Genomic DNA, 26701 nt, shown 5'->3' on the forward strand with positions numbered 1-26701 from the left:
TTCAGGGCCCCGACAGGTACAGGGTGCCGATTGGGATGCGCGCACACTCGCACTCCCTTCTCAATCTCCGATCGACGCGACAATGGAGGCTGCGATGTAGCGCTCCTCCCCCTCACCGTCGTTGAAGTAGTAGACGGCCAGTATGGAAGCTTGATCGCGCTTGACGACGCGAGGATAACCGAGATCGGCCGTGCCGCCATCGCTTCGGATGATCTTCTCGGCGCCCCATGTCTGGCCGTCGTCGCAGCTCACGCGCATCCTGATGCCAAATGGCGGGTCACGGTAACCGTAGACGAGCAGAAGCATGCCGTCGATCCGCCCGAGCGCGGGCGGATTGCCGTTGCTGCCTGTATTGTCGACGACGCGGCCTTTCCGCGTCCAAGTCTTCCCTTGGTCATCGGAAGTGAAGGCTTCTATCCAACCCTTGTCGCCGCCTGTCCCCATGCAGCGCGTCAGCGTCAGAATGGCGCCACCGGAAAGTGGCGTCGATGCCGGCATGATCGAATAGCCCTCGGGTTCTGGGCCGACAAAGCCTTGAAGGACGAAGCTGCGCCCGCCGTCCGCCGTGCGGGCGCAGAACACTCTGCCTTCCGCGCCATCCTCTTTGGAGGTGCTTAGCATGAAGAGCGCATCGTTCCTCCCCATAGGAACGATATCGGTTCGCGCGGAAATCGGAATGTCCAGACCGGTGAAAGGATATGGACCCCGCCATGTCCGTGCCCGATCCCGGCTGACATAGAACCAACTCACAGCATCGCCCTGCACATCGGTTCTAGCGCACATGACGATCGTCTCTGGATCGAGAAAGTCTATGGGTTGTTCCAGGCAGCGCAGTTCATCATCAGCCGACAGACGGACACCAACCTTGAGATCGGCGTTCAAGTGCTCATCGGCCGAAAGTGACATCCCACCTGGCACGCGACCGGAGAACCGCTCGCTCATCCAGGTCAGACCGCCGTCCAGGCTCCGTGCCTGCCAAGGCACGAATGGGTAATCACGGTCCAGTTCGTGAAGCTCCCCCTTCGCTCCGAGTTTGCCGCGCGCGAAAACGACGACCACCTCGTCACCCCACGACCAGAGACCATAATTCGCCGGCCAGCCTGCGAACTCGTCGCCTTTGCGGTGGACCTCGAGCTTGCGGAATTGCGTCTCCATCGGGGCACCAAGTTGTCAGAGCGCCTCGACAGGAATCGCCCGCACCAGCAATTCATCCTGTCTGAGCAGTTGTTCGAGGTTGCGACGATATCGACGCCACCAGGCCCTATCGAGAGTGTCCACCATGACTTCAACTACGATGACGTCTTCTTCTTCCGCCCCCTCGCCGTTGGACCAAAGCCCCTTTGCTGGCGAGTTGAGGTATGCCGTCGCTCCGCCATGGCGCTCCGTCATCTCGCGTTGAACTTTCGCGATGACGTCTTCTATCTTGATCGTCGATTGCGGCGCTGCCGGTATAAATAGCTGTATCAAGTGCATGTCTAGTTCTCCTTGTCGCCAGACATCGACATAAGACGGCGTTGGATTGGGGTCGGCTTGCGGAGCCGCTGGTGCTCTTTACGATCGCAAGCAGGTCGACGTGAGTGCCAGCGCTGAAAGGGCCCCTCCACCGCGGATCCATGACGACCGCGCGAGCAAGTTTCGTCACTTAAAGATGACGAGGGAGCCACGCCTATAATTGGCCCCGGTCGCTCCTGCTTGCGCCTCTTTACGTCCCCCCAATCACGGTCGAAATTTGCACAACTTCCCAGGCACTTTCCACTTCCCGGCGTCTGGCCCAGTAGAAAAGCTCTGGTTCAAGGCTGGATGACTCAAGCATCGCGAACTCCCAAATCGCCTAACGCGCATGCGACGATGAACCGCTCCTCGGAGCGGAGTCCAAATCAGACAGCCAATCCGACCATCGCACATCGCGGGAATCCCCCAAGCGATCGCGGAGCCGTCCATGTCGAATATATCGCCACGAAAAGCGTTCGCAGGAACGCCTTTTTGTCTTAGGACATGGTGAACTGGCGCCAACCTTGAAAGCATCGGTCGCTAGGATGAGTCACACCTAGCTGTCCACCGTCGATCGATTGCGTTTCACTAGGCTAAGCGCCTATCGACGCATGCATCTGACCGCAGACCGCAAGGCTCTCACGCATTGCCTTCACCCGCATTTCGGCATCTTCGAATGAATACGCCCAGATCTTGGCGGACCAAGTCGATGGCCCCATCTCATATTCCAGTGCGAAGAGATACATTGTCTGCCCGTGTTCGTCTTTTCGGACGAATTGAGCGTCAGGCCGTTCGCGGGTATCGCGCAGTTTATCGAAACTAATTACGCTCATATCCAACTCATCTAGCATTGCGGCGCTTGCCCGATCGCCGAGCCGGGGCACAAGAGCCAAACGATGAACGGCCGCCATGCGGCGGCCGTGAAGGCGCGTCGCCGTATTAGGCCGCGCGCTTTCCCTTTACGTTTGCCGAGGTCTCGGCGATTTGCGTAAGTTTCTTGTCGGTCGCTTCTTCTTCCGCAAGCGTTGCCTGCAGTAGCGGGACGGCCTCCTTGAAGCCAAGCTGCTTGGCCCATGCGATCAACGTGCCATAACGGGCTATCTCGTAGTGCTCCACGGCCTGCGCCGAAGAGATCAGTCCGGCATCCAGGGCGACCGTGCCCTTGAACTCGTCCATGATCTCATCAGCTTCGGCGATGATGCCCTGAATGGCTTCGCAAGTCTTGCCACGTGCCGGCTTGCCGATCATTTCAAAAACCTGTTCCAGACGTTCGACGTGTGCCTGGGTCTCGTCCCGATGCTGCAGGAAACCGGCCTTGCCTTCCTCCGACTGGGCGGCACGGGCCATTTTCGGCAGCGCCTTCAGGATCTGTTTTTCGGCGTAGTAAATATCCTTGAGCGTGTCGAGGAACAGATCGTTCAGCGTCTTCTCGGTTGCCATTTGCGTCCTCCTATGGCGTGTTGATGGGCTCTCGCTCGGTCGAACATTAGCGCGGAGATGACGCCCCCGTAATGGCGGCGCCATCTCTGTCCGGCCAAGGACGAGACCGACTCGGGTTGCGGTCGGCGATTGATCAAACCATTGCCGACGTTTGTTGTTCCTGCGGCGCCTATCTTTTCACGGAATATGGCAGTTACGCACGGAGCTCGCCGGATACGTGAATGTTATCAAAGCTGTGGGGGCATCGCGTGGGAACGATTTTCGCCGGATCGTCGTTTCGAGTCCGGATCGGCGCCTTCCAGCGATGCCTTTGGGCGATCCGCAACAGCATTCCGGCGTCTTCATGCGTTCAGTTGACTTGGAGGCGGTCCGCCGATGAGCGAAAACGAGATTTCGTCCGGTATCGTACAGCAACGATTCAGATGCTTGGAACTTTCCTTTCATCCCAGGAGAGAAAAATGACGGCTCTATCTTCACAACGTCCCGCGTCGCAAGAAACATCCTCGGTCGAGCTGGAGATTGTCGAACTGACACCGGCGTTGCACGCATTTGCCCGAAGATTCCTGCGTAGTGAGGACGACATCGATGATCTCGTGCAAGAAACGCTGCTGAAGGCGTTGAATTCGATCCAGCTGTACCATCCAGGCACTTCTCTCAAGTCCTGGCTCTTCACCATCCTTCGAAATACGTTCTGCAGTAATTATCGTCGGCGGAAGCGCGAGCCGGTCGGAATGGATGTGACCATGGAACAGGTCTCTGTCGCCCCGAGCCAGGAGTGGGCGCTTCGCGAGCGTGAGCTGCGACAAGCAATGACGCGCCTCTCCGACGACCGACGCCGCGCGTTGACGCTGGTGGCCGCCGGAACGAGCTATGAAGATGCCGCCAGGATCTGCGGCTGCCGCATCGGCACCTTGAAAAGCCGCGTCAGCCGGGCCCGCGAAACCTTGCATTCGCTGCTTGGGAACCAGCTGATCGACTGAGCGCTCCTGCTTCCGATACTCGTCACGTCGGGATGGGAAGAATGGGGCCGGCGGGTTCGCATAGCCGTCTCTTTATCGCGGTTGAACATGGCGCGCGCCATGTACAGGATCTGTTGCGGCCTCTGCGTCTCGCACCCTCGCCGGAACATATCTTCGCTTTTCAGGTTCGGTGGCTTCACCTTTTTCCGAAGTCTAGGAGAAGAAACATGGATAAGCATGAACTTGGCAAGGGTCTCGCGGTGGTCACCGGCGCCTCGACCGGCATTGGCTATGAGCTGGCCAAATGCGCGGCGCGGGAAGGCTATGATCTGATCGTCGCCGCCGACGAGGCACGCATTCAGCAGGCAGCGTCGAGCCTGAAGGAGTTTGGCACGTCGGTCCAGGCAATCGAAACCGACCTTTCAACCGAGGATGGCGTCGACCGGCTGATGGAAGCCATCGCAGCTTCCGGACGTTCGGTCGATCTGCTAATGGCCAATGCCGGGCGCGGCCTCGGCAAGGGTTTCCTCGATCAGGATTTCGCGGAGGCCCGGAAAGTCGTCGATACGAATATCGTCGGCACCATCTATCTCGTCCAGCAGGTGGGCAACCTGATGCGCAGCCGCGGCGAGGGTCGCATTCTCCTCACCGGCTCCATCGCCGGCTTCATGCCCGGTTCCTATCAGGCCGTCTACAATGGCACGAAGGCTTTCATCAACAGCTTCTCCTTCGCGTTGCGAGAGGAATTGAAGGAAACGGGTGTGACCGTCAGCTGCCTGATGCCCGGCGCGACCGACACGGAATTTTTCAGACGCGCCGACCTCATGGATACCTCGGTCGGACAGGCAAAGAAAGACGATCCGGCCGAAGTCGCCAAGATCGGCTTCGATGCCATGATGGACGGCGAAGGAGATGTCGTCAGCGGCTGGAAGAACAAGCTCCAGGCGGCCGTCGCCAACGTGACACCCGCGAGCATCCTTGCGCATCAGCACGCCAAGATGGCTGAGCCAGGTTCGGGCAAGGAATAACCACGTTGCGGGCATGCCTGACCGGACCTCTCAATCGATCGACAGGAACGGCGCCGCGAGCGCACGGTTGCCGTTCTCATCGTCGATCTCGTTATCTTGCCCTGAATGGGCTGTCCCTGCATCCAATTCTGCGACCATTTCCCAGGCGGCCATCAACGTTTCCTGCTCGGCAGCCTCAACGTTGCAATTCGATTCCTTCGAGATCCCGTTCCACTTGGTCGCCGTCCCGAATATGAAAATAGAACCCTGTCATCGTCGTTTCGCCAATCCAGTCGCTCACTTCTCACGCGGTTGCTTCAACCGTCTTCCCGCCGCGACCATCTTGCCATTGCGTCGTGAGGTAATTCCCTCCAACAGGGTTCTGGCGGCATTGCGCACCTCTTGCTGAAAAGCGGTGTCCTTTTCGAAGGCGTCGTGGCTGGTGGCGTAGGGCTCCCAATAACCGATGTAACGGTCGACCTCGGCCAAGGCTCCGGCCGGGACGAGGTCCATCGACGTCAGCCAATCCGAGACGCTGCGGCGGACATTTTCGACGCCTTCGGTATCGCCATGGACGACGACAGAAAATAAGCGGCCGGAAAGATGGCGGGGATAGTCCCATCCTTGCATCTCAAGCTCCTTGGCCTCCTTGGCGTGTTTGCCATGCGTGCTCGTCGGATCTGGATTGCCGCCGTCGGCGCAGACAAGCCGGTCGATCATCAGTTTCAGCGGCGAGGGTGTCTGGTACCAGTTCACCGGACTGACGATCATGATGCCGTGCGCCTCGACCCACATTGGATAGATTTCGTTCATCCAATCGTGGATCTGTCCGAGGGAGTAGTTCGGGTAGCAGGAGCACGGCCAGTGACAGAGCACGGCCGATGTCGAGAAGCACGCCTTGCACGGATGGATCTGTCGGCCATATTCGGAAGCGATGCGGCTGAGGTCGAGGACGTTCACGGTTAGGCCGGCTTCGGCAAACACTTCCTTGGCGATCTCGACCATTCGGAAGCTTTTCGAAATCTCGCCCGGACAGGTATGTTCGCTTCGCGACGAGCCGTTGACGAGGAGGACGCGCGATGGCGCGTTTTCGTCCTCGAAGCGCGCTTGCGCAGCGCGGATTTGATCTCTCGCCTCGAGCCAATCGACGCCAAGATCATAGTCGGGATCGGCAAATCCTGGTCCAGCCTTTTTGGTTATCGGGCTCTTTCGCGAATGGGCGTATGCATTCCATGCGGCCGCGGCCACCTTGCCGAGTTCGTTATCCAGTGTGTCGTAAACCCGATCCTTGAACTGGCTTAGGAAACGCCTCTTGAATTCTCGCTCGTCGAGGCGAGGGCTCGGGCTGCCTTTTCGCGGTTCGAGGTCAGATGCGTTCGCGGCTGGTTCGTCGGGCATGGGGCCTCCACGCATTCATGCGCTCGAAACAACGCGGTGAGCCGGCTTCTGTTCCGGTGCCTCCCAGTTGCATCGTCTATCGAGGATCGGTGATCAGCCCGGAACAATCGGCCGTTGTCCCGGTTCGGAAATAAGGCCGATCGGCTACTCCATGCAGCAAGGGCTTCGGGATCATGAATTCTCGCAATCGAGCCATCTTTTCCAGGGAAAGACCCGCCGGCTTCGTCCGGATAAATCGTGCCAGCTGGATCGACACTTTGCGTGTGGTTGCGGCTGTCATGGTTCCGACGGCTGCCAAAGGTGTCATCATTCGCCGCCCGATCATGGAACGCCTGGCACAGCGGCAGGATCTGGACACGGGTGCTGTCAGTCAGATGCAGCGGCTGGTGAAGAAATATGGCAGGGAGCCTCTGCTTTTGCCTATCCCGTTCCGGCCGCAGCTGCTGGTGTTCGACCCCTCCGACGTCTCCACGGTGCTCGAGTGTTCAGCCCAGCCATTTGCCACGGCAACCTGGGTCAAGCGCTCCGCTCTTGCGCATTTCGAACCGAAAAACGTGCTGATCTCAGATGCCGCGCGGCGGGCCGAGCTTCGGCCGATCCATGAACATGCTTTGGCAAGCGCGGACCGGCTGCATCCATCTTCGGCCGGCTTCAAGACAATCGTCGATTCCGAACTCCTGGAGATTTTGGACGGTATCGGTTCCGACCGGCCGAACGAACTCGATTGGTCTGCGTTCTCGCGAGCCTGGTTCCGGATTGTTCGCCGCACCGTACTCGGCGATCGCGCGCGCAACGACGTCACTTTGACGAAGACCTTGAACGACCTTCGAAGTCGGGCGAATTGGGCTTTTGCAGCTTCCATCGATCGGCGCAAGCGTCGGCAGTTTCAGCAGCAGCTCGGCCAATATCTGCGCGAACCGGAGGAGGGCAGCCTGATTGCTCGGCTGCCGAAAGGCAGCGATTTTGATTTAGAAAGTCAGGTGGCCCAATGGCTGTTTGCCTTCGACGCTGCTGGAGTGGCCGTTTTCCGGACGCTTGCGCTGCTTGCCTGCCATCCGAGCTACTGGGCCAACGCCGTTGACGAAGTTAAAGATCCCGACCTTGATCGTCCCTTCACGCGCAATTGCCTGCTCGAGGCTCTGCGTCTCTGGCCGACGACACCCGTCATTCTCAGAGAGCTGACCGAGGATGTCAAATCCGGCGACAGGACCGTGGTGCGCGGCACGGGCGTCATCATTTTCGCGCCCTTCTTTCACCGTGATCCCGAACTGGCTTATGCAAACCGGATGGAACCAAGTATCTGGGGGCGCAACGACACCTTGCCGACAGTCGGATTCGTACCTTTCAGCGCTGGTGCTGCCATTTGTCCAGCCCACAATCTCGTACCAGCGATTGCAAGCTTCGCCATCGGCGCGCTGTTGTCGGAGGCGGATATCACGCTGCTTCAGCCGTCTCTGACAGTCGACGACCTGCCCGGCACCCTCAACCATTTCGATATTCGGCTGCGGCTGAGCAAGCGGCCGGTGAAAGCCCGTGCACCGCATGCTGCGGCAGGCTTTCCGCCTCATTGAAATCCGTGCTTGGCGCAGCTGTGGTCCGACGAAACGAGTCTTTCAAGGTGCGGCCACCGGAGGCGGCTCAACCGCATAATGGCGTTGGCCTCGTCGACACAGATAGACCTCGCGTTCCGGATGGTCGTTGATTCGAAAGCCGGCGCTGCGCAGCATCGCCTCGACCGCCGCCTGGTTGGGGATGAACCAGTTTGTCGGATCCGACGCGTAGCGTTCCTCGACAAAGAAGAGCTTCGGATATTCAGGCTGGTCGAAGATGCTCCATTCGGAAAAGTCGTAATCTTCCCTAAGGTCGGGAACGCGCTCGTCGCCCCGCTGGAGGCATTGGAACAGCATCATGTCGCCGACGGCGTGTTCATAGAGAAGATCCAGCGCCAGCAGGGGGTGGCGCAGGTGGTAGAGCACGCCCATGAAGATCACCAGGTCGAATGTTTCACCCAGTCGGGCGACGTCGTAGACGGACATCTGCCGGAACTCGATCTCCGCTCCCGCTTGTTCCGCCGCGAAGCGGGCCTGCGCGAGGTAGCGTGGGTCGGAATCGATGCCGACGACACGGGCGGCGTTGCGCCGTTTCATCTCGAGGGCATAGAAACCCGCGTTGCAGCCGACGTCGAGCACGCTGAGGCCACTAAGATCGGCCGGCAGGATATGCTGGAACCCTTTCCATTTGAAGGTGGGATAATCTCCGAGGAAATGATCGGCCGCTGTCATGTGGCCGCCGATGTTCAAATTCTGAAACCACGGCCCGAGTTGCTGGATCCGCTTTTGCAGGTTCGGATCTCTCGTCGGCTGTGCTGCATCCATCTCGGCTCTCCTTTGTCTGTTATCGCTCTCGAGTCAGATGCCAATCGCGGCGCGTCCAGCTTTTGCGCGCCGTCGCCAAGTCGAGCGCCGCGTGACTTGCGCGTCATCGAAGTCGCCGTCTGGACGGGCCGCGGCGATGAACCAATCGGCCGTCAGGCGTAGACCTTCGGCAAGCGGAATCGTCGGCTGCCAGCCGAGAAGGTCTTTTGCGCGTGAGATATCGGGCCGTCTGCGCTGTGGGTCGTCTTGCGGCAGCGGCTTGTGGACGACGACGGATGTCGACGGCACCATGGCCAGCACCATGTCCACCAGCCGGTTGATCGTGAACTCGCCGGGATTGCCGAGATTAACCGGGACGCCCGGATTTGGATCGACATCCATCAGCGCCATCAGGCCCGCAACGAGGTCGCTGACGAAGCAGAAGGAACGCGTCTGGTCGCCGCTTCCATAAATCGTCAGCGGCGCGCCTGATATGGCTTGCACCAGCAGATTGGAGATGATCCGCCCGTCACTCGGCTGCATGCGAGGCCCATAGGTGTTGAAGATGCGGGCAACACGTGCGTCCACCTTGCCGGCCCGCAGCATATCGAAGCAAAGCGCTTCCGCCGCCCGCTTGCCTTCGTCGTAGCAGGCGCGCGGGCCTGTGCAGCTGACATTGCCGCGGTAATCCTCTGTCTGCGGATGCTCGACGGGGTCGCCGTAGACCTCGCTCGTCGACGCCTGCAGGAGCGAGGCATGATGCTGTTCGGCCAGCGAAAGCAAATTGCCGGTGCCGGCAACGCAGGTCATCATCGTATGCACCGGGTCCGCCTGATATTGTGGGGGCGATGCCGCGCACGCGAGGTTGTAGATCTGGTCCAAATGCTCGTCGACACCATGGAGATGGCAGATGTCCTTTTCGATCAGATGGAACTTCGGATGGTTGATCAACGGCCGGACATTGTCCTCCGATCCGGTGATATAGCTGTCGACACAGATCACCCGGTCGCCGCGGGCCAGCAGCGCATCGCATAAATGAGAACCGACAAAACCGGCTCCTCCGGCGACAAGCACGGTCTTTACTCTTCCGTTTCGCGTCCTTTGCAGCATCATGCGTCTCCTAAGCTGAAATGGATTGAGGCTGGGGACGATTGTCGTTCTCCCCCTTCTTCTGGCAGTTCTCGCAAGGCGGCGGCGAGTTCACGAGCGCGCACCTCGCCGGTATGGCGTTCAAGCACCGTCGCCCTGGCGGCCGATGCGAGCGCACGGCGCCCCGCGGCGGCGATGGTTGTCAGGGCGTCGACGACATCCCCCGATCCTTTGGCGATGATGATCGCCTGACCGTCGGCGAAGAACTCGTTCAAGCCGCGCCACTCGTCACTGATGATCGGCGTGCCGCACGCAGCGGCCTCGAATAGCCGCACGCTCGGCGACCAGCCCGCTGCGATCATGTCGGTTCGCGTGACGTTGAGCGTGAAACGCTGCCGGCTGTAGAAGCTCGGATGATCGGCAGGCGGCAGGTGTTCGATCCGCTCCACATTCGCCGGCCAGTCAATATTTTCAGGATATTGAGGACCGGCGACCACGAAGCTCAGATGCGGCAGTTGCCTGGCAGGCTCAATCAGCAGCCGCTCCAGCGTTGGCTGTCGGTCGGGGCTATAGGTGCCGAGATAGCCGAAATCCCAGCGGAAGGCTTCGTCCGTTGGCCGATATCGGCTCGCATCGACGGAGCAGTAGAGAGGGATCGCCTTGCGCGCGCCGTATCCGCGCTCGAGACCCGCCAACACGTCACCGCCCGAAAACGAGAAGTAGGCGTCGAAGGTCGCAAGCTGTCGGCGCGCCAGATATTCCTCGTCGCCGCGGTCGAGCTTCGCCAGCGTCACCGGCGTGTCGATGTCATAAAAGCACAGCCGTCGGGGCTTCAGGGCGGCGATCCTGTCGATAACCGCCACGCCGGATGGAACGTAGGACCCGATGATGACCGCGTCCGCCGCCTTGATCCGATCGGCATGGTTTTCGATCATCTCTTCGATGTCGCTGTAATGGACGAGCTGGCAAAAGTCGGGATCGGGAAGATCTCGGTGCGCCGCATACCAGGGCACGTCGCGCTCCAGGAACAACACTCGATGCCCCCCGGCGTGCAAGCCGCCGATGAGGGCGCGATAGGTCGTCGCGTGACCGTTGCCCCACGACGACGACAAGGAGAGGCCGAGGATGAGGATATCGAGCGGATTGGTCATTCGGCCGCCTCCGCTCGCGCGGCATGAGCGCGGAAGATGGCATCGGCGGTCTCGGCGCGATTGCTATAGGTATGCTCGGCAAGCACACGTCTTAGCGCCCGCTGTCCGATCGCCCTGGCCTGCTGCCATGTCAGGCCGGTCAAAAGATCGGCGACATCCTGGCCGTCGCGCGCCACCAGGATTTCTTCGCCGGGCTTCAGAAACAGGTCAATGCCTTGCCAGTAGTCGGTGATCAGGCAGGCGCCGGCGCCTGCGGCTTCGAAAACGCGGGTTGCCGGCGAAAAACCGTTTTCGGCCATGCTGGTACGGGAAATATTGAGCACCGCCTTCGGCGTCGCGTTGAACGCGTTGTGGTCGCGGGTCGGGACATGCCCGACGTGAACGATGTTCGACGACAAGGCTTTGTCGCTCCAGCCGGACCCGCCGAGCAGAAAGCTTTGCCGCGGCAGGCGGGCCGCGGGTTCGAGAAAAAACTGCTCGACCCGCGCTTCACGGTCGGGCAGACGGTTGCCGAGAAAGGCAAGATCCGCGGTGAACCGCGCCTCCTCCTGCACCGGATGATGGGTTTGAGGATCGAGCGCGTTGTAGATCGGCACGCAGTCGGCTGCCCCGAGGCCGCGATAGGCGTCGATCACGGGGTCGCCGCCACCATAGGTGAGGATGAGGTCGATCCGGCTCAAGGACTTGCGAAGCGGGTGCTCGGGGGTCTGCCGAAGCTCGGAAAGCGTTGCCGGCGCATCCACGTCCCAGAAGATCTTCAAAGCCCCTTGCCTGGCATGGCGAAGGACTTCCTGCAGCAGGAGATCGTCCTCGAAGCCGACGCCGCTGGCTTTGACGACGATATCGGCCTCGGCCGCGGCCGCCGTCACCTGCCTCAGCGCCTCGATGGTGCCTTGATAGACGACGACCTTGCACCATTCCGGCGGATCGATGTCGCGGTTTTTCTGCCGGTCGTAAACGTCGGGCTCGTAGAAGGTGATGTCGTAGCCCTTCCGCGCCAAAGCGCGCAGCAGGCCGCGATAGTAGGTGGCGGCGCCGTTCCAGTAGGCGGAAACCAGGCTCGATCCGTAAAAGGCGATCTTCATTCGGCGGCCTCCTTGGCTTGCAACCGCCCGACGACGCCCGCCGTGCCGCATTGCTCCAGAATGGCGAAAAGTTCATCGACGCGATGCCGGCAGGTGTGCCGCGCCCGGATCGTCTCCAGACCGGATGCGATCAGCGAGGCCGCGAGAGCATCATCCGCCGTCACCTCGCGCAGCAGGCGGGTCATCTCGGTCCCATTCCTGGCGGCAAGGTAATCTCTACCCGGCCTGAAAAGCGCCTCGGCATCGTGCCAGGGCGCGCAGATCAGCGGGATGCCGCAGGCGAGCGCTTCGAAGACACGGATCGTCGGAATGCCGGGGAGGTTTTCGACATAGGGGCGTCGCGGTACATGCACGGTCACCTTGTGGTCGGCGAAAGCGAGTGGCGCCTCCGCATTGGCGATCCAGCCGCCATAGGCGATGCCTGCGTCCTCGAGAGCGTCGAGCGCCTGCTTGGGGTAGCGCACACCGCGAACGGTCGCCCTCAGCCCTAGCGCATGCGCGGGACGGACGAGGAATTCCATCAGCTCGGCGGAGCGCTCGTCATCGCCCCAATTGCCGATCCAAATGAGATCGCCTGTCTTTTCGATCTCCGGTCTCGGATAAAACAGCGCGTCGTCGGCCGCCTCATGCCAGGTAAAGACCGATCTGCCCCAACCGGCCCGCAGATAGCGCTGCCGCAGCGTCTCGCCGAAGGCGAGCACGGCGTCATAATCCTCAAGCGTCAGTCCGGCGATGTCGCCCTTCGCCGACACGGCCCGGTGATGCGTGTCGTGGAACAACAGGGTGAAATCGGCACCGTTGCGCCTGGCTCGCCCGATCCGTTCCACCAGTGCTGGCTCCGTCCACTCGTGGACCACGACGACGTCGGCCTCGGCGATCGCCGCCTCGTGATCGAAATGCGCTCCGTAGATTTGCGAACGCAGCTGCGGGAACATGTCGTGAAACTTCTCGACCGCCGTTGGCCCTTGATCGCTGAGCAGGTTGCCGCGGCTCCAGGATTGCTCGGGTTCGAGCGCGAGCGCCTCGTGATGGCGGCGGGTCAGCTCCCGCATGATGCCGCGCAAGAAGTGGGCGTTGCCATGGTTCCAGTCGGAAACCAGCGAATGGGTGTAAAACAGAAATTTCATGATTGCTCCGCCGCTATCGGGGTAAAGTTGTCGTTTATCAGTCGTGCATAGGTTTCGAGGACCGCTGCCGTCTGCAGTTCCAAACTGAAGACTCGCGAGCGCTCCAGCGATCGCACGACGAGTGCGGCGCGCAATTGCTCGTCTTCGCTGAGGCGCATGCACGCGGCTGCCAAGGCCTTCGGATCATGCGGATCGAAGAACAGCGCGCATCCATCCCATAGCTCGCGATAGGTCGGGATATCGGATAGCGCCAGGGCCGCGCCGCATCGCGCCGCCTCCAGGACGGTCAGGCCGAAAGGCTCGTAGATGGATGGCGATACGACGATTTGCGCGCGCCGCATCAAGGCGATGGTCTTCGAATAAGGCAGCGGCCCGCGATCGTCGGCGTCGTCGAGCTGCAGTCGCTGTCCGTTGGGACCCGAGCAGGAACCTACCATGACGACGGGAAGGGGCATCACCGCTGCCGACCTGTCGAGCACCGCGCCATTCTTGCCCTCGTCCCACCAGCGCCCGGCCGCGAAGACGAAAATCTTCTTTGGACGCGGGTCGGACCCGACGCGACTGGCGTTGTGGACCACCTTCAGCCGGGAGAGAGGACCGTAGGCGGCTCGCAGGGCATCCGCATGGCTCCTGCTTGGCGCAAGCACGGCATCGGCGCGGTCGAAACCTTCACGGTTCGCGTCGCGCTGCCAGGCCCAGTCTGGGGGCGCCGGCGTCCCGCGCACCGCGGCAAACCACGTGACGACGCAGGAATGGGAAACCACGACAACGGGCAGCGGCGTATCGATCCCGGCGGCCTGGGACGGCAGGTTGAGATGCAGCAGATCGGCGCCATAGGCTCTGGCGATCCGAGAGATTTCGGCGGGCGCGGCAGATATTTCGGCCCTGCTCGCCGCCATCCAGTCGAGAGGGGCATCGAGCCACACCAGTTGCCCAAGCGCAGTCGCTTCGCTGGTCTGTGTTGCCGACGGTGCGGGTCCGAGGCCCGCGAAGACGATTTCCATCCCCTCGCGCCGAAGCCCGGCACCGAGATCCATCGCATAGCGCCAGACACCGCCAACCGCGTCGAGGGTCATCAATATTCGGTTTCGTCGACGGATCATGCCGAGACCTTTCGATCGCGGCGCAGGATCGGTCGGCCGCCGAAACGGTGTTCGATGAGCCACTCCGCCAGGTGCCGCAGTCCGCTTTCCCATCCCACACGCGCGCTCCAGCCAAGGGTGTGCTGGAGCTTACGTGTGTCCGCGACGAAGAAATACTGATCGCCGGGTCGCCAGTCGTCGAAGGAGGTTTCGACCGGGCGCCCAATCAGCTTGCCGATCTCGCGCAGGACCGCGAGCACGCTAACGGCGTTCGTCGGACCGCCCCCCAGGTTGAAGACGCGGCCCTTGACCCCGTCAATGCCATCGAGGACGCCGCGATAGGCGGCAACCGCATCCGCGACGTGAAGAATATCGCGGACCTGCTTGCCATCGCCGTAGATCGAGACGGGCTCGCCGGCGAGCGCCCGGATCAGGAAATGCGCCACCCAGCCCTGGTCCTCGGTGCCGAACTGGCGTGGGCCGTAGATGCAGCTCATGCGCAGCACGGCCGTCGGTATGGAAAAGGATTTCGCATAGTCCAGCACATACTGGTCCGCCACGCCTTTCGAGCAGCCATAGGGGGTGCAGAAATCGAGCGGTCTGTCTTCGCCGATGCCATATGACCGGACGGTCGCGTCGACCGGCAGGTAGCGATCCTCGGCCTCGCGCATGGCGAGGTCGTCGAGCCCGCCATAGACTTTGTTGGTGCTGGCGAAGATCACCGGCGCACGTCGGCCCGCCTTGCGAACCGATTCCAGCACGTTGATCGTGCCGCGCGCATTGGCCTCGAAGTCGTCAATCGGATGGATGAGACTGGTGGTGACCGCGGTCTGGGCGGCGAAGTGAAAGACCGCCTTGGCATCGGCGAAGGCTGCCTCGATGCTTCTGGCGTCGCGCACGTCGGCAAGCACCGGATGTACGTTTGAGCCATGCCTCTCGGTCAGCCAGCCGAGGTTCTGATCGACGCCTGGCCTCCCGAGATTGTCCAGCACTACGACGTCTTCACCGTCCTGGAGGTAGCTGTCGGCGAGGTTGGAGCCAATGAAGCCGCAGCCTCCGGTGATGACGATCGGGGCGGCTCCCTTGGCGACGTTGGGGGTGGCGAGCCGGGCGACCTGCTCGAGCCGTTCGACGCCGCCTTCAATCAGCAGGCGCGCGAGCAGCTTCGGCTGGTTCTCGTGGGTGACGGCACCGAGATGGTAATGCCGCGGGTCGAACCATAGGCCCTCCTGCACCGGCACGTCCGGCGGCACATCCCGCCAGGAATACCAATACATCCGGTCGGCCGGCACGCTCAGAGCCTTCACGAAACGCCGCGCCTGCTCCATCTCGTCGTTGCGCCAGGTCGAATAACCGGTTTCGGTGATCCAGATCTCGGCCTTGTCGTTGAAGCGTCCGATAATGTTTCGCATCTCGCCGAGATGCATGTCCCAGCCGCTCCAGGTGCCTTCCTCGCTGTCCCATGTGCCGGGAAAACCGTGAAAGCCGACGGCATCGACGACGCCAAGCACGCCGCGTTCGCCCATCAGGTTGAGCCAATAGGGATCGAAAGGGCACGGGCCCCCGAGCACCGGCTTCCAGCCGCGATGCTTGGCCCAATAGGCCGCGGCGCCGACCATCTCGCAAAACAGCAGGAAGTCCTTGTCCTCGCGCCAGTCCCAGTCGAGCAAGTTGTTTGGCTCGTTCCACAATTCGACATGGCTGAAATACCGACCATATCTGGTGAGCACGTGATCGACGAAGTCGGCATAGGATTTTAGATCGGCCGGTGCGCCGGAAGACCGTCCTGTCCGGGACAAGGACGGCGGCGTGTAGTGAATGCAGGGGAGGAGATCGATCTCGCGCCCAAGCTTCGGGATCAGCCAATCAAACCATGCCTCGCCTCCCGGAGCCAGATATTCAGCCCATGACAGATGCGTGCGCAAGTAGCTGGCGCCGCTTGTTCCGACGTCGGCGATCGTCTGCGACGTCCGCTCGTATTCGCCAGGGCGAAACCACTCGACGAAGCCATAGGGTCTCGAGCACGTGCCGGTGCCGGCGGAGAACGCGGTTATAGTCATGATACCAGTCCTCTTTCCTCCAACTGTCGTTTCATCTCCGCGCCGCGATCGATCGCTCCGGCATTTCTCACCCAATCGGCGAAAGGTCCGAGCGTGTTTTCCAGCTTGAAGCGCGGCTCGAAGCCGAGCAGTTCGCGCGCCTTCGCGATGTCGGCAAAGCAGTTGCGGATATCGCCGGAGCGCGCCTTGTTCATGATCTCGGGCCGTATCTCCGGCACGCCCATCGCGTCGGCGAGAAGCGTCGCGACTTCGGTGATCGTATAGGCCTGGCCGCTGCCGATATTGATCACATGTCCCGGCGCGTTGGGTTTTTCGAGCGCCAGGCGGAAGGCGCGCGCCACGTCGCGCACATGCACGAAATCCCGTCGCTGCTCGCCGTCCTCGAAGATCATAGGCGGCTGGCCATTGGCGAGCCTCGAGGCGAAGTTCGCCAACACGCCGGTATAGGGATTGGACAGGGCCTGGCCGGCGCCGAATACGTTGAAGAGACGGAGCGCCACTGCCTCCACGCCATAGGCTTCGCCAAAGATCAGGACCTGTTTTTCCTGCGCGTATTTCGTTAGCGCGTAGATCGAGGCGAGATCGACGGGCTTTTCCTCATCCGTCGCGACCGGCCTCAGGTCATTGCCGTCAGCGCCACGCGGATCCCATTGGGCGGCCCTGATCTGGTCGCTGCGTCGCCTGACCAGATCGAGTTGCGCGCCTTCGGCGGTCTCATATCGGCCCTCGCCATAGACGCTCATGGACGAGGCGACGACAACGCGTTTGGGCCGGCGACCGATCATCGCCTCCAGAAGGACCGCCGTGCCAAGATCATTGCCGCCGACATATCGGGCGATCTCGTACATCGACTGTCCGACGCCGACCTCAGCGGCGAGATGGATGACGCCATCGGCACCCAACAAAGCCCGTTCGACCGCGGTTTTGTCCCTAACGTCGCCGCGCATGATTTCGGCGGCCTCGGGCGGCGCCGTTTCGGCATCGCCGTGAACCTGATCGATCAACGCATCGAGGACCCGCACCTCATAGCCGTTGTCGAGAAGTTCCTCGACAACATGTCTTCCAATAAAGCCGCAGCCGCCGGTTACAAGGATCATCGCCATCTGATTTCCGTTCGCTCAAGTTGAAGATGACCCGCCGAACCAAGCGCGGCGAAGATTGTTCCGGCTTCAATGTCATCTTCTTTGACATGTTCTTTGACATCATCCGGAACATCCGGCGGCGTCGCTGGTTCGGCGGCCAATCCGTGAGCGAAATATTTTCTCGAGGATTGAGAAGCGGCCACCGGCGTCTGTCAGCTAGCAGGCCGGCCCGTGCCAAACGAAGGAGCAATTCATGAACATGTTGGCAAGAGCGGCCGAGGGTGCGACCCGGGCGGCGATCATCACCGGTCCCGGAGACGTGTCCGTCGAAGAGAGACCTCTTCCTCAGCCGAGGCCGGGGCAGGTCAGGATCAGGCTCGAAGGGTCGGGCGTGTGCGCTTCCAATCTTGGCCCTTGGGCCGGCCCGGAATGGATGAGTTTTCCGACGGAGCCGGGCGGTCTCGGGCACGAGGGCTGGGGCAGGATCGATGCGCTCGGGGACGGGGTTTCTGGCCTCAACCTGGGAGACCGCGTCGCCGCGCTCACCTATCACGCCTACGCCACCCACGACATCGCCGATGAAGACATGGTCGTGTCGCTGCCGCGGGCGTTCGATGGCCAACCCTTTCCGGGCGAGCCGCTCGGCTGCGCGATGAACATATTCCGGCGCAGCCGCGTCGAGGCGGGTCAGACCGTCGCCATCATCGGGATCGGATTTCTCGGCGCCTTGCTAACGCAGCTTGTCAGCGGCGCCGGCGCGCGCGTCATTGCCATCTCGCGCCGTCCGTTTTCACTTGAAATCGCCAAGCGCATGGGCGCCGCCGAGACCGTGTCGATGGACGACCACTGGCGGATCATCGAAGCTGTGAGAGAATTAACCAACGGTGCTTTCTGCCACCGCGTCATAGAGGCGGTCGGCAAGCAGTGGCCGCTCGATCTCGCCGGCGAACTGACCGCCGAGCGCGGCCGGCTGGTGGTTGCTGGATACCATCAAGACGGGCCGAGGCAAGTCAACATGCAGCTCTGGAACTGGCGTGGCATCGACGTCATCAATGCTCACGAACGCGATCCCAGGATTTATGTCAGTGGCATGCGCGAGGCGATCGAAGCAATGGTCTCCGGCAGGCTCGATCCGTCATCGCTCTATACGCACGTCTATCCGCTCGAAGGCCTTGGCGAGGCGCTCGACGCCACCCGCGATAGGCCCGATGGTTTCCTCAAGGCGATGGTGACATGCTGATGAATGGGATGATTGAGCGCTCCCCGCGGACGCGGGTCAAGTCCGTTAGGCTCGGTTTTCTCGGTGTCGGCTGGATCGGCAGAAGCCGAATGGAGGCGATCCTCCGCACGCAAATGGCCGAGGCCGCTGCCGTCGCCGATCCCTCGGAGGACATGCTGAATGAAGCCCTGCGTCTTGCGCCGGACGCGGAAATCGTCGGCGGTCTCGATGCGCTGCTGTCACGCGACCTCGACGGCGTCGTCATCGCCACGCCGAGCGCGCTGCACGCCGAGCAGTCGATCCGAGCGCTGCGGGCCGGGGTCGCAGTGTTTTGCCAGAAGCCGCTCGGCCGATCCGGCGCGGAAGCGGCAGCCGTCGTGGCCGCCGCCAGATCAGCCGACAGGCTGTTGGGCGTCGATCTCTCCTATCGTCATACGCAAGGCATGCAGCGCATCCGCGATCTGATCAGAAATGGCGAACTCGGCACCGTCTTCGCCGCCGATCTGGTCTTCCACAATGCCTATGGCCCCGACAAGTCCTGGTTCTACGACAAGTCGCTATCGGGCGGAGGATGCGTCATCGACCTCGGCGTCCACCTCATCGACATGGCGCTCTGGTGCCTCGACTTTCCCCAGGTGGTTGACGTCACGAGTACGCTGATGAAAGGCGGCCAGCCAATCAGCGCAGCGGGGGATGTCGAGGATTTCGCCATCGCCACCCTGACGTTGGCAAGTGGGGCGGTCATCCGCCTTGCCTGCTCCTGGCGGCTGCAGGCAGGATGCGACGCGGTCATCGGCGCCGACTTCTTCGGAACATCCGGGGGTGCATCCTTCAGGAACGTCGGCGGGTCGTTCTATGACCTTGCGGCCTATCGCTTCCGCGGCACGTCCGCCGAAGATCTTGCCCTGCCTCCGGACGACTGGGGCGGCCGGGCGGCGGCCGACTGGGCGGTCCGGCTCGCCAGTGGTGAGGCTTATGATCCGTCCTGCGAACGACTTGTCGAAGTTGCCGACATCATCGATGACATCTATCGGCACGCATGAAGCAGCGGCCTCGGCCCGGCCGGATGAAATTGTTTGCAGTCAGTGGTGAATTGGCTGGAACCGCCGCGCCCTTTCTCGGTTTTGGCGGTCGCAAATCATCTGCGGGATAGACATGGCCTCTCGACCAGCACGGAAGACGTCGAAGCCGCGGACAGCCTCGAGCGATATGCTCGTCCGCAGCAAAATTCCTGTCTGGATCGTCAAGGCGCTTCTTTCCAGCGGCATCAAGCGCGTCAGTAAATTGTCTTCAATGACCGACGATGAACTGCTGGCGCTTCCCGGCATCGGCAAGCGCGCGATCGAACTGATCCGATCGTCTCGGAAGGCCCGCGAAAGCGGCGGGAGCCAGGCTCGGGGATCGCCTCTTCGTCGATGAAGTGAGGGGCGCTGGTCACACGGAACTCTCCGCCTTCGCGGGGGTTTGGATTTGCTTAACATGGAAGCATGCTATGTCGATGCCGAAATCCGAGCAGCAGCAGACCACGATATCGAGACGTCTCGACCGCAACATCGAGGCTCTGTTGAAACGGCGGGAGCAGGAAGCGCGGCAATCGAGCCGGCAGGAGCGGGCAGCCGATGCTATTACCCGTTTCGCGGGATCCTTGATGTTCGTCTACCTGCACCTGCTGGTCGTCACGCTCTGGATCGTCGTCAATATCGGCCTTGTTCCGCTCGTGCCGGCCTTCGACCCCTCTTTGGTCATTTTGGCGATGGTCGCATCCGTCGAAGCCATTTTCATCTCGACATTCGTGCTGATCAGTCAAAACCGGATGGCGGAAGCCGACGACAAGCGCGCCGATCTCAATTTGCAGATTTGCCTTCTGGCGGAGCATGAGGCGACTGAGTTGCTGACCCTGGTCTCGGCCATCGCCGAGAAGCTCGGCGTCGAAATCGAGACGAGCGAGGAGCTTGAGGAACTGAAAGAGCACGTGAGGCCGGAAGAAGTGCTGGACGAAATCGAAGAGAAGATGCAGCGGCGGGGGACCAGAGAGCCGCCGGCGTAAACCGCCATCGCCGGCGTGTCGCCCGCTTCACGACGGTTTGGTCGGAAAGAATTTCGGCGGGCTTGGAACCGCGTCGATTCCGCGCGGAACATCCTTTCCGGAGTTTGGCAGCAGAACCGCGTGACGGTACCGGAGGGCGAAGCGTATCACGGCAGATACCAGCCGCTGATCCGACCACTCGGTGTCAGGGACGGATGCGCCGACGTCAGCCGACGCGACACGGCGTCGGTAAATGCAAGGTAAACTTCAAGACATTCCAGACCATGACGGCAAAACCCAGAAAAACACCGAGAATCGGTTTCCACAGCGCCGGCGGGTGGATGGGGCTCGGCGAGATCGGTGGGAGAAAGTCTTCTCCGAGAACATATCCCGGTCTCCAGCTCGGGGCTCTTGGCGCATCAAAACAAGCCGGCCGGATATATGTGCGTCAGTTGCGCCTGGGCCAAACCCGCCAAGACGCATCCACTGGAATTCCGTGAAAATGGCGCCAAGGCGACGGCCTGCGAGACGACGAACCAACGCGCCGACCGGTCTTTCTTTGAAGCACATACCCTGACCGAACTCGAAGACTGGCGCGACCACGACCTGGAGGAACAGGGACGCCTCACCCATCCGATGCGGCTCGAGCATGCTTGTTGCCGCCCTGCTGGCCTGAACCTGCCGAACGGCGAAGCGAGAGCGAGACCACCGCCCAATTTCAATCGGTCCGGCTGAGCCGGGCGGCGTGACAGGAGGCGCAGTCGGCGGCAAGAAAAACCAGTTTCCCCTTCGTCGCGTCGCCTGCCGTCAATGCAGCATTTTCCGCATCGAGGCGCGGATCAGCCTCGGTCACATGGCGGAACAGAAAAACCACGATCAGGATGCAGATGACAACACCGGCCATCGGGCCTACCGGCGCGCGGACGACAAGGTCTGGCGCAGGCGATGGGCTGCGGCGCGAAAGTCGCCACCGGCTGTAGACAAGCTGTTCATAATACACTTTCCACTCAGTCAAGCGCGGGTCGGCGCCCCTCCTTCGACGGCTCAAGGTATGCCCGGCAAATCGGTCGTGTTTTCGGACAGTTCCTTTTCCTGCTCTCCGGCGTCCATCATCTCGCGAAGCGGCGAGCGCGACACATTCGCCTCGATCGCCCGATGACCCGGCGTCTCCGGAAGAGCCTGGCGAAAGCTCTTGGCATAGTCTTTGGGCATCTTCGGAGGCATCATCGGCTCGTATTGGTCAACCATCGCTTGAATGACCACCGGACCGGCGACGGAGAAAGCCTCCGTCAAAGTCGGCTCTATCTGATCGAAACGCCGAATTGTGAAGCCGCGGCCTCCCATTGCCTCCGCCGCCTTGGCGAAGTCGATGGGCGCCAGTTCGCAGGCAAATTGCGGGTTGCCAAGGAACATCATCTGCTCCCAGGCGATCTGGTTGAGCATGCCGTTGCAGATCACCAGCAATTTCAGCGGGAGAGCCATGCGAACGGGGGTCGAGAACTCGCCGAGCTGCATGCCGAATCCGCCATCGCCAATGACCGCGTAGATTGGCCGCTTCGGATCGGCGGCGCCCGCCGCTATCGCATAAGGCAGGCCGGAAGCCATCGAGGCGAGCGCGCCGGAGACTGCGAACTGGTTTGTCGTGCGGAGGTCGATGTGGCGCGCCGCCAGCTCGGTATTCTGGCCGGAATCGGCCACCAGCACGCCATCGGCCGCGATGCGCCTGCCGAAAGCTCGAACCACCGCCTGTGGCTTTAACGGAGCGCTCCGCTCCGTCTCCATCGTCTCCATCTTTCGGCGCCATTCGGACATCGCCGTTTGCGCCTTTTCCAGGAACGACCGATCTGTTTTCCTGGTCAGCCTAGGCCTAAGGAGCCGTAGCGTTTCCCGCGCGTCCCCCACCAGACCGGCATCGACGGGAAATCGTAGGCCAATTCGCTGAGGATCGCTGTCGATCTGCACGCCGCGAGCGGCTTCGGGCCGCGGGTAATATTCGATGTAGGGAAAGGAGGAACCGACAATCAGCACCGCGTCGCACTGTTCCATGATCTCCTGCGAGGGAGCGGTGCCGAGAATTCCAATCCCGCCGGTCGTCAAGGGATCGTCGTCGGCGAGAGCCGTCTTGCCGAGCAGGGCTTTGGCCACCGGCGCGGCGAGCAGGTCGGCGATCTCGCGCAATTCCTCCGCCGCGCCGACAACACCCCGGCCGGCGAGGATGGCGACCTTGCGGGCATCGTTCAGTATCCGGGCCGCACGATCGAGCTCGATCTCCTCTGGCACTTGGCGGCCGTGGAAATAGCGGTTCGGTACGTGTTTCGGGCGGTTCCGTTTCGATCGCGATTTCCCGTCCATCTCCTGGACGTCGTTGGCGATGGAGAGATGTGCGACGCCCCGGCGCGAGAGCGCCGAGCGGCAGGCGAGGCTGGCGACGTTCTCCATGTGCGACGCGTCACTGACATGCGCATTGTAGAGCGCGACATTGTCGAACACGCGGGTCAAGTCGACGTCCTGCTGGGTAAAGGTTTCGATCAGGTCGTGATACTGCGTCCCGGTGATGGCAAGCACCGGCATCTGATCGAGCTTGGCATCATAAAGTCCCGTCAGCAGATTCGTGCCGCCTGGTCCGGACGTTGCAAGGCAAACGCCGAGATTTCCGGTGAATTTAGCGTAGGCACTCGCCATGAAAGCGGCCGATTCCTCATGCCGGACCTGGATGAAGCGGATCTGGTCCTGGCGCTTGCGCAACGCCTCCATGACCCCGTTAATACCGTCTCCAGGAAGCCCGAAGATGACCTTCACGTCCCATTCAATCAGTGTGTCTATCAATATGTCAGCGGCATTGGGCATCGAAATCGTCCTCTGCTTGTCAAAGACCGCAAACCTGCGTCATTGGGAAAGGTTCCAAAGCCACGCCCCGGAAGAGCTGCGCGGCAGCGAAGCGATGTGGCAGGCAAGTATGCCCGAGCGCGTTCACATCCTATGCGCCAAGCCATAGACGAGGATCGTGACGTAAAGCAGGAAGGCGACGACGGCCACGGTCGCGATCAAGGTGACGGCAATCCGCCCGCCTTTCAGGCTGTTTCGCTGCTGTTCAGTGCTGGGCCGGGTCACCTGGATAGGATCGTGCTCGGGCGCGTCCATCAGGGCTTCGCTTTCGTCGAGATTTTTGCAGGCTCGTCATTTCCGCCGCTTGCGTTAAATGAGACCATCGAGCCGAAAACGATCAAAAGCCCAACTAACGTGATGGCGCCGATGTAGATGAAGGAAGCCCGACCGTCCGATTGCTGGTTCATCTGCCTCTCCCTTGGTTTGCCAAACCAAAGAACAGCGGCAATGTTCCCGCCAGCTGGCCTTATCGCGTCTTTTTGCTTTCCCCGCGGCCATCGACCACGATCGACGTCGGCCCCTGACCTATGCAGCGCATCACTTCCGTCAGCAATATGGAGGGCTCGCATGGTTTTTCCAACCACACGCCCTCGGAAAATGACAAAGCATCCGGGTGCACCTTCCGCTGAGCACCGGTGTAAACAATGAATGGTATATGGCGGCCGCGCAAAGATCTCGCAATCGCTCCAGCGACGCCATCTGTCAATTCGATGTCCATCACCACGAGATCGGGATCGTTCGCTGTCAGCCATTCTTCGGCTGCTCGACAAGACGACACTGTCTCTATCCGATCGAAGCCGGCGCCATGAAGGATGTCTTCCACGTCCATCGCGATGATAATCTCATCCTCCATCAGAAGGATGGACGTCGTTCCTGCAACGCTCATGGCCAAACTCCTAAAATACTGGATTACACAATAGACCTTTCGGGTCAAAATACAGGTTTCGTGCGCTATCGCACAGTTATCCTACCTCGCATGTTTCTCGCGAGGAATACTGGCAAGAGAGACGGGACCACGCAAGTTTTCAAATGGAGCCAAGGCGCGCCGCTGACGCGCCAGATCGTGTCGCCGACGATCTACGGCCTCGTCTTGTGGACGGCAAGTCCGACCGGTCGGCCGTCTGTTTCGTCCTGCATAGTCCGGAACAATCGCTTTGACGAGGAGGTCGGCCGGTTGAGGATTGACCCGGGGATCGACATTCTGGGTCCGGTCGGTTCATGCGTCGCCTGACGAACGAGAATTGCCAGATTGTCGAGGGTGGTGCCATCTCGGCGCGCTCCACGCTGAGACTGTGACTGGCTGCTCAGGCTCGCGATCTCCGTCTGCAAATAGCGGCCCGCGTCGCCCAGCCACTTCCACGCGAAGGAACTGCCGGCCGAGGAAGAGCCGGCTGGCCGTCATTCGAGCGGTTTCGGCGATCGATACCATCGGGCCTCTTTGTTCATAGGGGACAGGGACGCGCGAACACCGGACCGTCTGTACGCTATGGCACAGTGCGTTGCTCAACGATTCGAGATGGTTAGGTTCGCCGCAGCAACGGGCGAAGGACTGCCACATGTGGACGAAACCATGGATGACGAGCAATTGAATTTTAGAAATGAGCTGTTGCGGGCCATGGGCCCACAAGAGCGCGATCTGATCGTGCCTCATATGGAGCCAATAACTCTCGATGTCCCCTTAATCCTTGAGATGGAGGATACGCTGGTCGGCGACATCTATATCCTCGAATCTGGACTTGCTTCGATCGTGGCGAGATTTCCGGGTGGGCGCGATATCGAGGTTGGCATCGTCGGCCGCGAGGGAATGACAGGTGCCGCCGTGATGCTCGGCGGAGACCAGTCCGCCAATCGGACGTTCATGCAGGTCTCAGGCCACGGGTTCAAATTACCAGCCCCGATCCTTTCCGCGGCCATGGAAGAAAGCCGGGCCTTGCGCGGCCTGCTTCTCGCGTATGTCCAGGCGCTGCTCGCGCAAACGACTTCGACGGTGCTAGCCAATGGTCACGCCAAGCTAGAGGAGCGGCTCGCACGTTGGTTGCTGATGGTCCATGACCGAACGGACGGCATGATGATATCCCTGACCCACGAATTTCTCGCCGTGATGCTGGGGGTCCGCCGCGCCGGAGTGACGGTCGCGTTGCATCTGCTGGAGGGCAAAGGTCTGATCCGGTCCACCCGAAGGCAAATCGTCATTCTCAACAGGCGCGGATTGATCGAAGAGGCGCATGGCTGCTACGGTGCGGCGGAGGAGGAATATCGGCGACTGATCGGCAGCCCTCTCGCGCGTTGAGCGAACTTTTGATCAAACCTGGTCGTGCCGCGGTCAGAGGCGGCGCTTGCGGGCCGATGCCAGGCGACCCACCGAAAGCAATTTGTCCTGGTCTGCCACTCCATGTCGGTAGAGGCTGATCAGCAATGCCGCGATCTCCTGCGTTTCAGGCGCTCGCAGAGGCTTGCCCGTCTCGCAACAGATGGTATTCAAAATGGCCCGCAGATGACTGAGGTCATCTGAATCGAGGGCCTTCAAATGAGCAGACTGAGAATCGAGCATAGCGCCGTTCCCGACATAAAGGCTTCGGATCATGCGGCCCCCATCATGAGGTCCGCAAACGCCTAGCGCAACGCTTGGTGCGTAAACGCACGGATCTAATGATAATAGCCGGCACCAAATCCGAACAATGCCTCTACGATGGCGTTGATGTCGGCGGCACGATCGCTGAGGACGAAGCCGGCTGAGAGCGCTTCGGCCGGATGCCCTTGAGCGAAGACGAAGGGTATGCGCCGGATCTCCAGCCATTCATTCATTGCGAGCATCGCCTCGTCCGGGATCGTGACGTCGATGATCGCCGCGTCACATGCAAAGGTTTCCTTTGGACCATGCATCGCGAACATATCGACGCTGCTGGTGACGACCACGGCTTGACGCGCGGCCCATGCCTTCTTGACGCCGTCTGAGAGAAAGCCGGGTTCACCAATGATGACGATCGTCTTGCCAGCGACCGGACTAAGCGATTTCATAGCGGACGCCTGCAAGAGTGGTTGGACCGTCATCATGCTGCCAACCGGCGATTCACCGGCGCTGACAGGCTATCCGTACCATATTCAAGTTTGCGATGCGACGTTCCTCTAATCCGTCCCGAACCCGACCGGGCTGTGTTGGTTCCCCAGCCGATGGCGAGGTGAGGGGGAGGATTTCGTACGATTCCGCACTAGCGGTTGAAATCGAAAATCCAGAATTTTAGGAT

Annotated in this window: 28 protein-coding genes and 2 pseudogenes; 9 read left to right on the top strand and 21 right to left on the bottom strand. The window is 61.1% G+C overall.

All coding sequences use genetic code 11. The features are described 5' to 3' along the window. Positions 1-60: 60 nt before the first annotated feature. From AC2444_RS35895 to AC2444_RS35910, 4 genes are all read right to left on the bottom strand, one after another. Positions 61-1155: a sialidase family protein gene (locus AC2444_RS35895; protein WP_012760330.1), complete on the bottom strand. Its 1095-nt coding sequence runs from the start codon at positions 1153-1155 to the stop codon at positions 61-63. Positions 1156-1170: 15 nt separating this feature from the next. Next, positions 1171-1473: a hypothetical protein gene (locus tag AC2444_RS35900; protein WP_003554697.1), complete on the bottom strand. Its 303-nt coding sequence runs from the start codon at positions 1471-1473 to the stop codon at positions 1171-1173. 611 nt (positions 1474-2084) lie between these two features. After that, a complete protein-coding gene (locus AC2444_RS35905) occupies positions 2085-2402 on the bottom strand; it encodes a hypothetical protein (RefSeq protein WP_244432310.1) in 318 nt (105 codons plus the stop codon). A gap of 28 nt (positions 2403-2430) precedes the next feature. Beyond that, entirely contained in the window at positions 2431-2931 is a 501-nt protein-coding gene (locus AC2444_RS35910) for a YciE/YciF ferroxidase family protein (protein ID WP_003554693.1), read from the bottom strand. Between the two features lie 458 nt (positions 2932-3389). Here AC2444_RS35910 and AC2444_RS35915 point away from each other — a divergent pair, with 458 nt between their 5' ends. Together AC2444_RS35915 and AC2444_RS35920 are read left to right on the top strand one after the other, a co-directional pair. Further along, the gene (locus AC2444_RS35915) at positions 3390-3911 is read left to right on the top strand and encodes a sigma-70 family RNA polymerase sigma factor (protein ID WP_003554691.1); all 522 of its coding nucleotides are present in this window, start codon (positions 3390-3392) and stop codon (positions 3909-3911) included. A gap of 206 nt (positions 3912-4117) precedes the next feature. After that, a complete protein-coding gene (locus AC2444_RS35920; RefSeq protein ID WP_012760329.1) occupies positions 4118-4918 on the top strand; it encodes an SDR family NAD(P)-dependent oxidoreductase in 801 nt (266 codons plus the stop codon). Between the two features lie 30 nt (positions 4919-4948). Here AC2444_RS35920 and AC2444_RS35925 read toward each other — a convergent pair whose 3' ends face one another. Together AC2444_RS35925 and AC2444_RS35930 are read right to left on the bottom strand one after the other, a co-directional pair. Continuing rightward, entirely contained in the window at positions 4949-5071 is a 123-nt protein-coding gene (locus tag AC2444_RS35925; RefSeq protein WP_003554688.1) for a hypothetical protein, read from the bottom strand. A 123-nt stretch (positions 5072-5194) separates the two neighbouring features. Next, positions 5195-6295, bottom strand: coding sequence for a flavodoxin family protein (locus AC2444_RS35930; RefSeq protein WP_128450104.1), 1101 nt, complete (start codon positions 6293-6295; stop codon positions 5195-5197). A gap of 173 nt (positions 6296-6468) precedes the next feature. Between AC2444_RS35930 and AC2444_RS35935 the strand changes: the two genes are divergently transcribed. Further along, the gene (locus tag AC2444_RS35935) at positions 6469-7866 is read left to right on the top strand and encodes a cytochrome P450 (protein WP_128450105.1); all 1398 of its coding nucleotides are present in this window, start codon (positions 6469-6471) and stop codon (positions 7864-7866) included. A gap of 42 nt (positions 7867-7908) precedes the next feature. Here AC2444_RS35935 and AC2444_RS35940 read toward each other — a convergent pair whose 3' ends face one another. The 8 genes from AC2444_RS35940 to AC2444_RS35975 are packed head-to-tail and all read right to left on the bottom strand — an operon-like array spanning position 7909 to position 17346. Next, the gene (locus tag AC2444_RS35940) at positions 7909-8670 is read right to left on the bottom strand and encodes a TIGR04290 family methyltransferase (protein WP_128450106.1); all 762 of its coding nucleotides are present in this window, start codon (positions 8668-8670) and stop codon (positions 7909-7911) included. 33 nt (positions 8671-8703) lie between these two features. Beyond that, positions 8704-9759, bottom strand: a complete 1056-nt coding sequence (locus AC2444_RS35945; protein WP_003554678.1) for a UDP-glucuronic acid decarboxylase family protein — start codon at positions 9757-9759, stop codon at positions 8704-8706. After that, positions 9759-10889: a CgeB family protein gene (locus tag AC2444_RS35950; protein WP_003554676.1), complete on the bottom strand. Its 1131-nt coding sequence runs from the start codon at positions 10887-10889 to the stop codon at positions 9759-9761. The genes AC2444_RS35945 and AC2444_RS35950 overlap by 1 nt, the downstream gene beginning before the upstream one ends. After that, a complete protein-coding gene (locus AC2444_RS35955) occupies positions 10886-11974 on the bottom strand; it encodes a CgeB family protein (RefSeq protein WP_128450107.1) in 1089 nt (362 codons plus the stop codon). The genes AC2444_RS35950 and AC2444_RS35955 overlap by 4 nt, the downstream gene beginning before the upstream one ends. Beyond that, entirely contained in the window at positions 11971-13101 is a 1131-nt protein-coding gene (locus AC2444_RS35960) for a CgeB family protein (RefSeq protein ID WP_128450108.1), read from the bottom strand. The genes AC2444_RS35955 and AC2444_RS35960 overlap by 4 nt, the downstream gene beginning before the upstream one ends. Beyond that, entirely contained in the window at positions 13098-14177 is a 1080-nt protein-coding gene (locus AC2444_RS35965) for a glycosyltransferase family 4 protein (protein ID WP_128450109.1), read from the bottom strand. Before AC2444_RS35965 ends, AC2444_RS35960 begins: the two co-directional genes overlap by 4 nt. 23 nt (positions 14178-14200) lie before the next feature. Continuing rightward, positions 14201-16243: an NAD-dependent epimerase/dehydratase family protein gene (locus AC2444_RS35970; RefSeq protein WP_128450110.1), complete on the bottom strand. Its 2043-nt coding sequence runs from the start codon at positions 16241-16243 to the stop codon at positions 14201-14203. Continuing rightward, positions 16240-17346, bottom strand: coding sequence for an NAD-dependent epimerase/dehydratase family protein (locus AC2444_RS35975; RefSeq protein WP_128406515.1), 1107 nt, complete (start codon positions 17344-17346; stop codon positions 16240-16242). The genes AC2444_RS35970 and AC2444_RS35975 overlap by 4 nt, the downstream gene beginning before the upstream one ends. Before the next feature lie 232 nt (positions 17347-17578). On the opposite strand from AC2444_RS35975, the gene AC2444_RS35980 reads away from it, so the two are divergent. The 5 genes and pseudogenes from AC2444_RS35980 to AC2444_RS36000 form a co-directional block, all read left to right on the top strand. Next, positions 17579-18565 carry an MDR/zinc-dependent alcohol dehydrogenase-like family protein gene (locus AC2444_RS35980; protein WP_128406517.1) on the top strand — a complete coding sequence of 329 codons (987 nt, stop codon included), beginning with the start codon at positions 17579-17581 and terminating at the stop codon, positions 18563-18565. Beyond that, positions 18559-19587 (top strand): Gfo/Idh/MocA family protein, encoded by a 1029-nt coding sequence (locus AC2444_RS35985; protein ID WP_003554661.1) that lies wholly within the window; start codon positions 18559-18561, stop codon positions 19585-19587. The genes AC2444_RS35980 and AC2444_RS35985 overlap by 7 nt, the downstream gene beginning before the upstream one ends. 166 nt (positions 19588-19753) lie before the next feature. Continuing rightward, entirely contained in the window at positions 19754-19963 is a 210-nt protein-coding gene (locus tag AC2444_RS35990; RefSeq protein ID WP_128406518.1) for a helix-hairpin-helix domain-containing protein, read from the top strand. Between the two features lie 73 nt (positions 19964-20036). Next, the gene (locus AC2444_RS35995; protein ID WP_003554657.1) at positions 20037-20591 is read left to right on the top strand and encodes a DUF1003 domain-containing protein; all 555 of its coding nucleotides are present in this window, start codon (positions 20037-20039) and stop codon (positions 20589-20591) included. 263 nt (positions 20592-20854) lie between these two features. Then, positions 20855-21224 (top strand): annotated as a pseudogene (locus tag AC2444_RS36000) (FdhF/YdeP family oxidoreductase); the annotation flags it as partial. A gap of 17 nt (positions 21225-21241) precedes the next feature. On the opposite strand, the pseudogene AC2444_RS36005 reads toward AC2444_RS36000, so the two are convergent. From AC2444_RS36005 to AC2444_RS36025, 5 genes and pseudogenes are all read right to left on the bottom strand, one after another. Further along, a pseudogene (locus AC2444_RS36005) lies at positions 21242-21474 on the bottom strand (alkylated DNA repair protein); the annotation flags it as partial. A 140-nt stretch (positions 21475-21614) separates the two neighbouring features. Then, entirely contained in the window at positions 21615-23417 is a 1803-nt protein-coding gene (locus tag AC2444_RS36010) for a thiamine pyrophosphate-binding protein (protein ID WP_128450111.1), read from the bottom strand. A gap of 123 nt (positions 23418-23540) precedes the next feature. After that, positions 23541-23711: a hypothetical protein gene (locus AC2444_RS36015; protein ID WP_003554653.1), complete on the bottom strand. Its 171-nt coding sequence runs from the start codon at positions 23709-23711 to the stop codon at positions 23541-23543. Further along, on the bottom strand, positions 23711-23863 hold the full coding sequence (locus AC2444_RS36020; RefSeq protein WP_003554651.1) for a hypothetical protein: 153 nt from the start codon (positions 23861-23863) through the stop codon (positions 23711-23713). The genes AC2444_RS36015 and AC2444_RS36020 overlap by 1 nt, the downstream gene beginning before the upstream one ends. Positions 23864-23922: 59 nt before the next feature. Next, positions 23923-24342 (bottom strand): response regulator, encoded by a 420-nt coding sequence (locus AC2444_RS36025; protein ID WP_003554649.1) that lies wholly within the window; start codon positions 24340-24342, stop codon positions 23923-23925. A 684-nt stretch (positions 24343-25026) separates the two neighbouring features. On the opposite strand from AC2444_RS36025, the gene AC2444_RS36030 reads away from it, so the two are divergent. After that, the gene (locus AC2444_RS36030; RefSeq protein WP_128450141.1) at positions 25027-25746 is read left to right on the top strand and encodes a Crp/Fnr family transcriptional regulator; all 720 of its coding nucleotides are present in this window, start codon (positions 25027-25029) and stop codon (positions 25744-25746) included. Between the two features lie 33 nt (positions 25747-25779). Here AC2444_RS36030 and AC2444_RS36035 read toward each other — a convergent pair whose 3' ends face one another. Next, positions 25780-26007 (bottom strand): hypothetical protein, encoded by a 228-nt coding sequence (locus AC2444_RS36035; RefSeq protein ID WP_003554645.1) that lies wholly within the window; start codon positions 26005-26007, stop codon positions 25780-25782. 95 nt (positions 26008-26102) lie between these two features. Continuing rightward, positions 26103-26474 carry a hypothetical protein gene (locus tag AC2444_RS36040; RefSeq protein ID WP_128450112.1) on the bottom strand — a complete coding sequence of 124 codons (372 nt, stop codon included), beginning with the start codon at positions 26472-26474 and terminating at the stop codon, positions 26103-26105. Positions 26475-26701: the final 227 nt, after the last annotated feature.

This window comes from Rhizobium sp. WSM1328 (genome assembly GCF_057653715.1).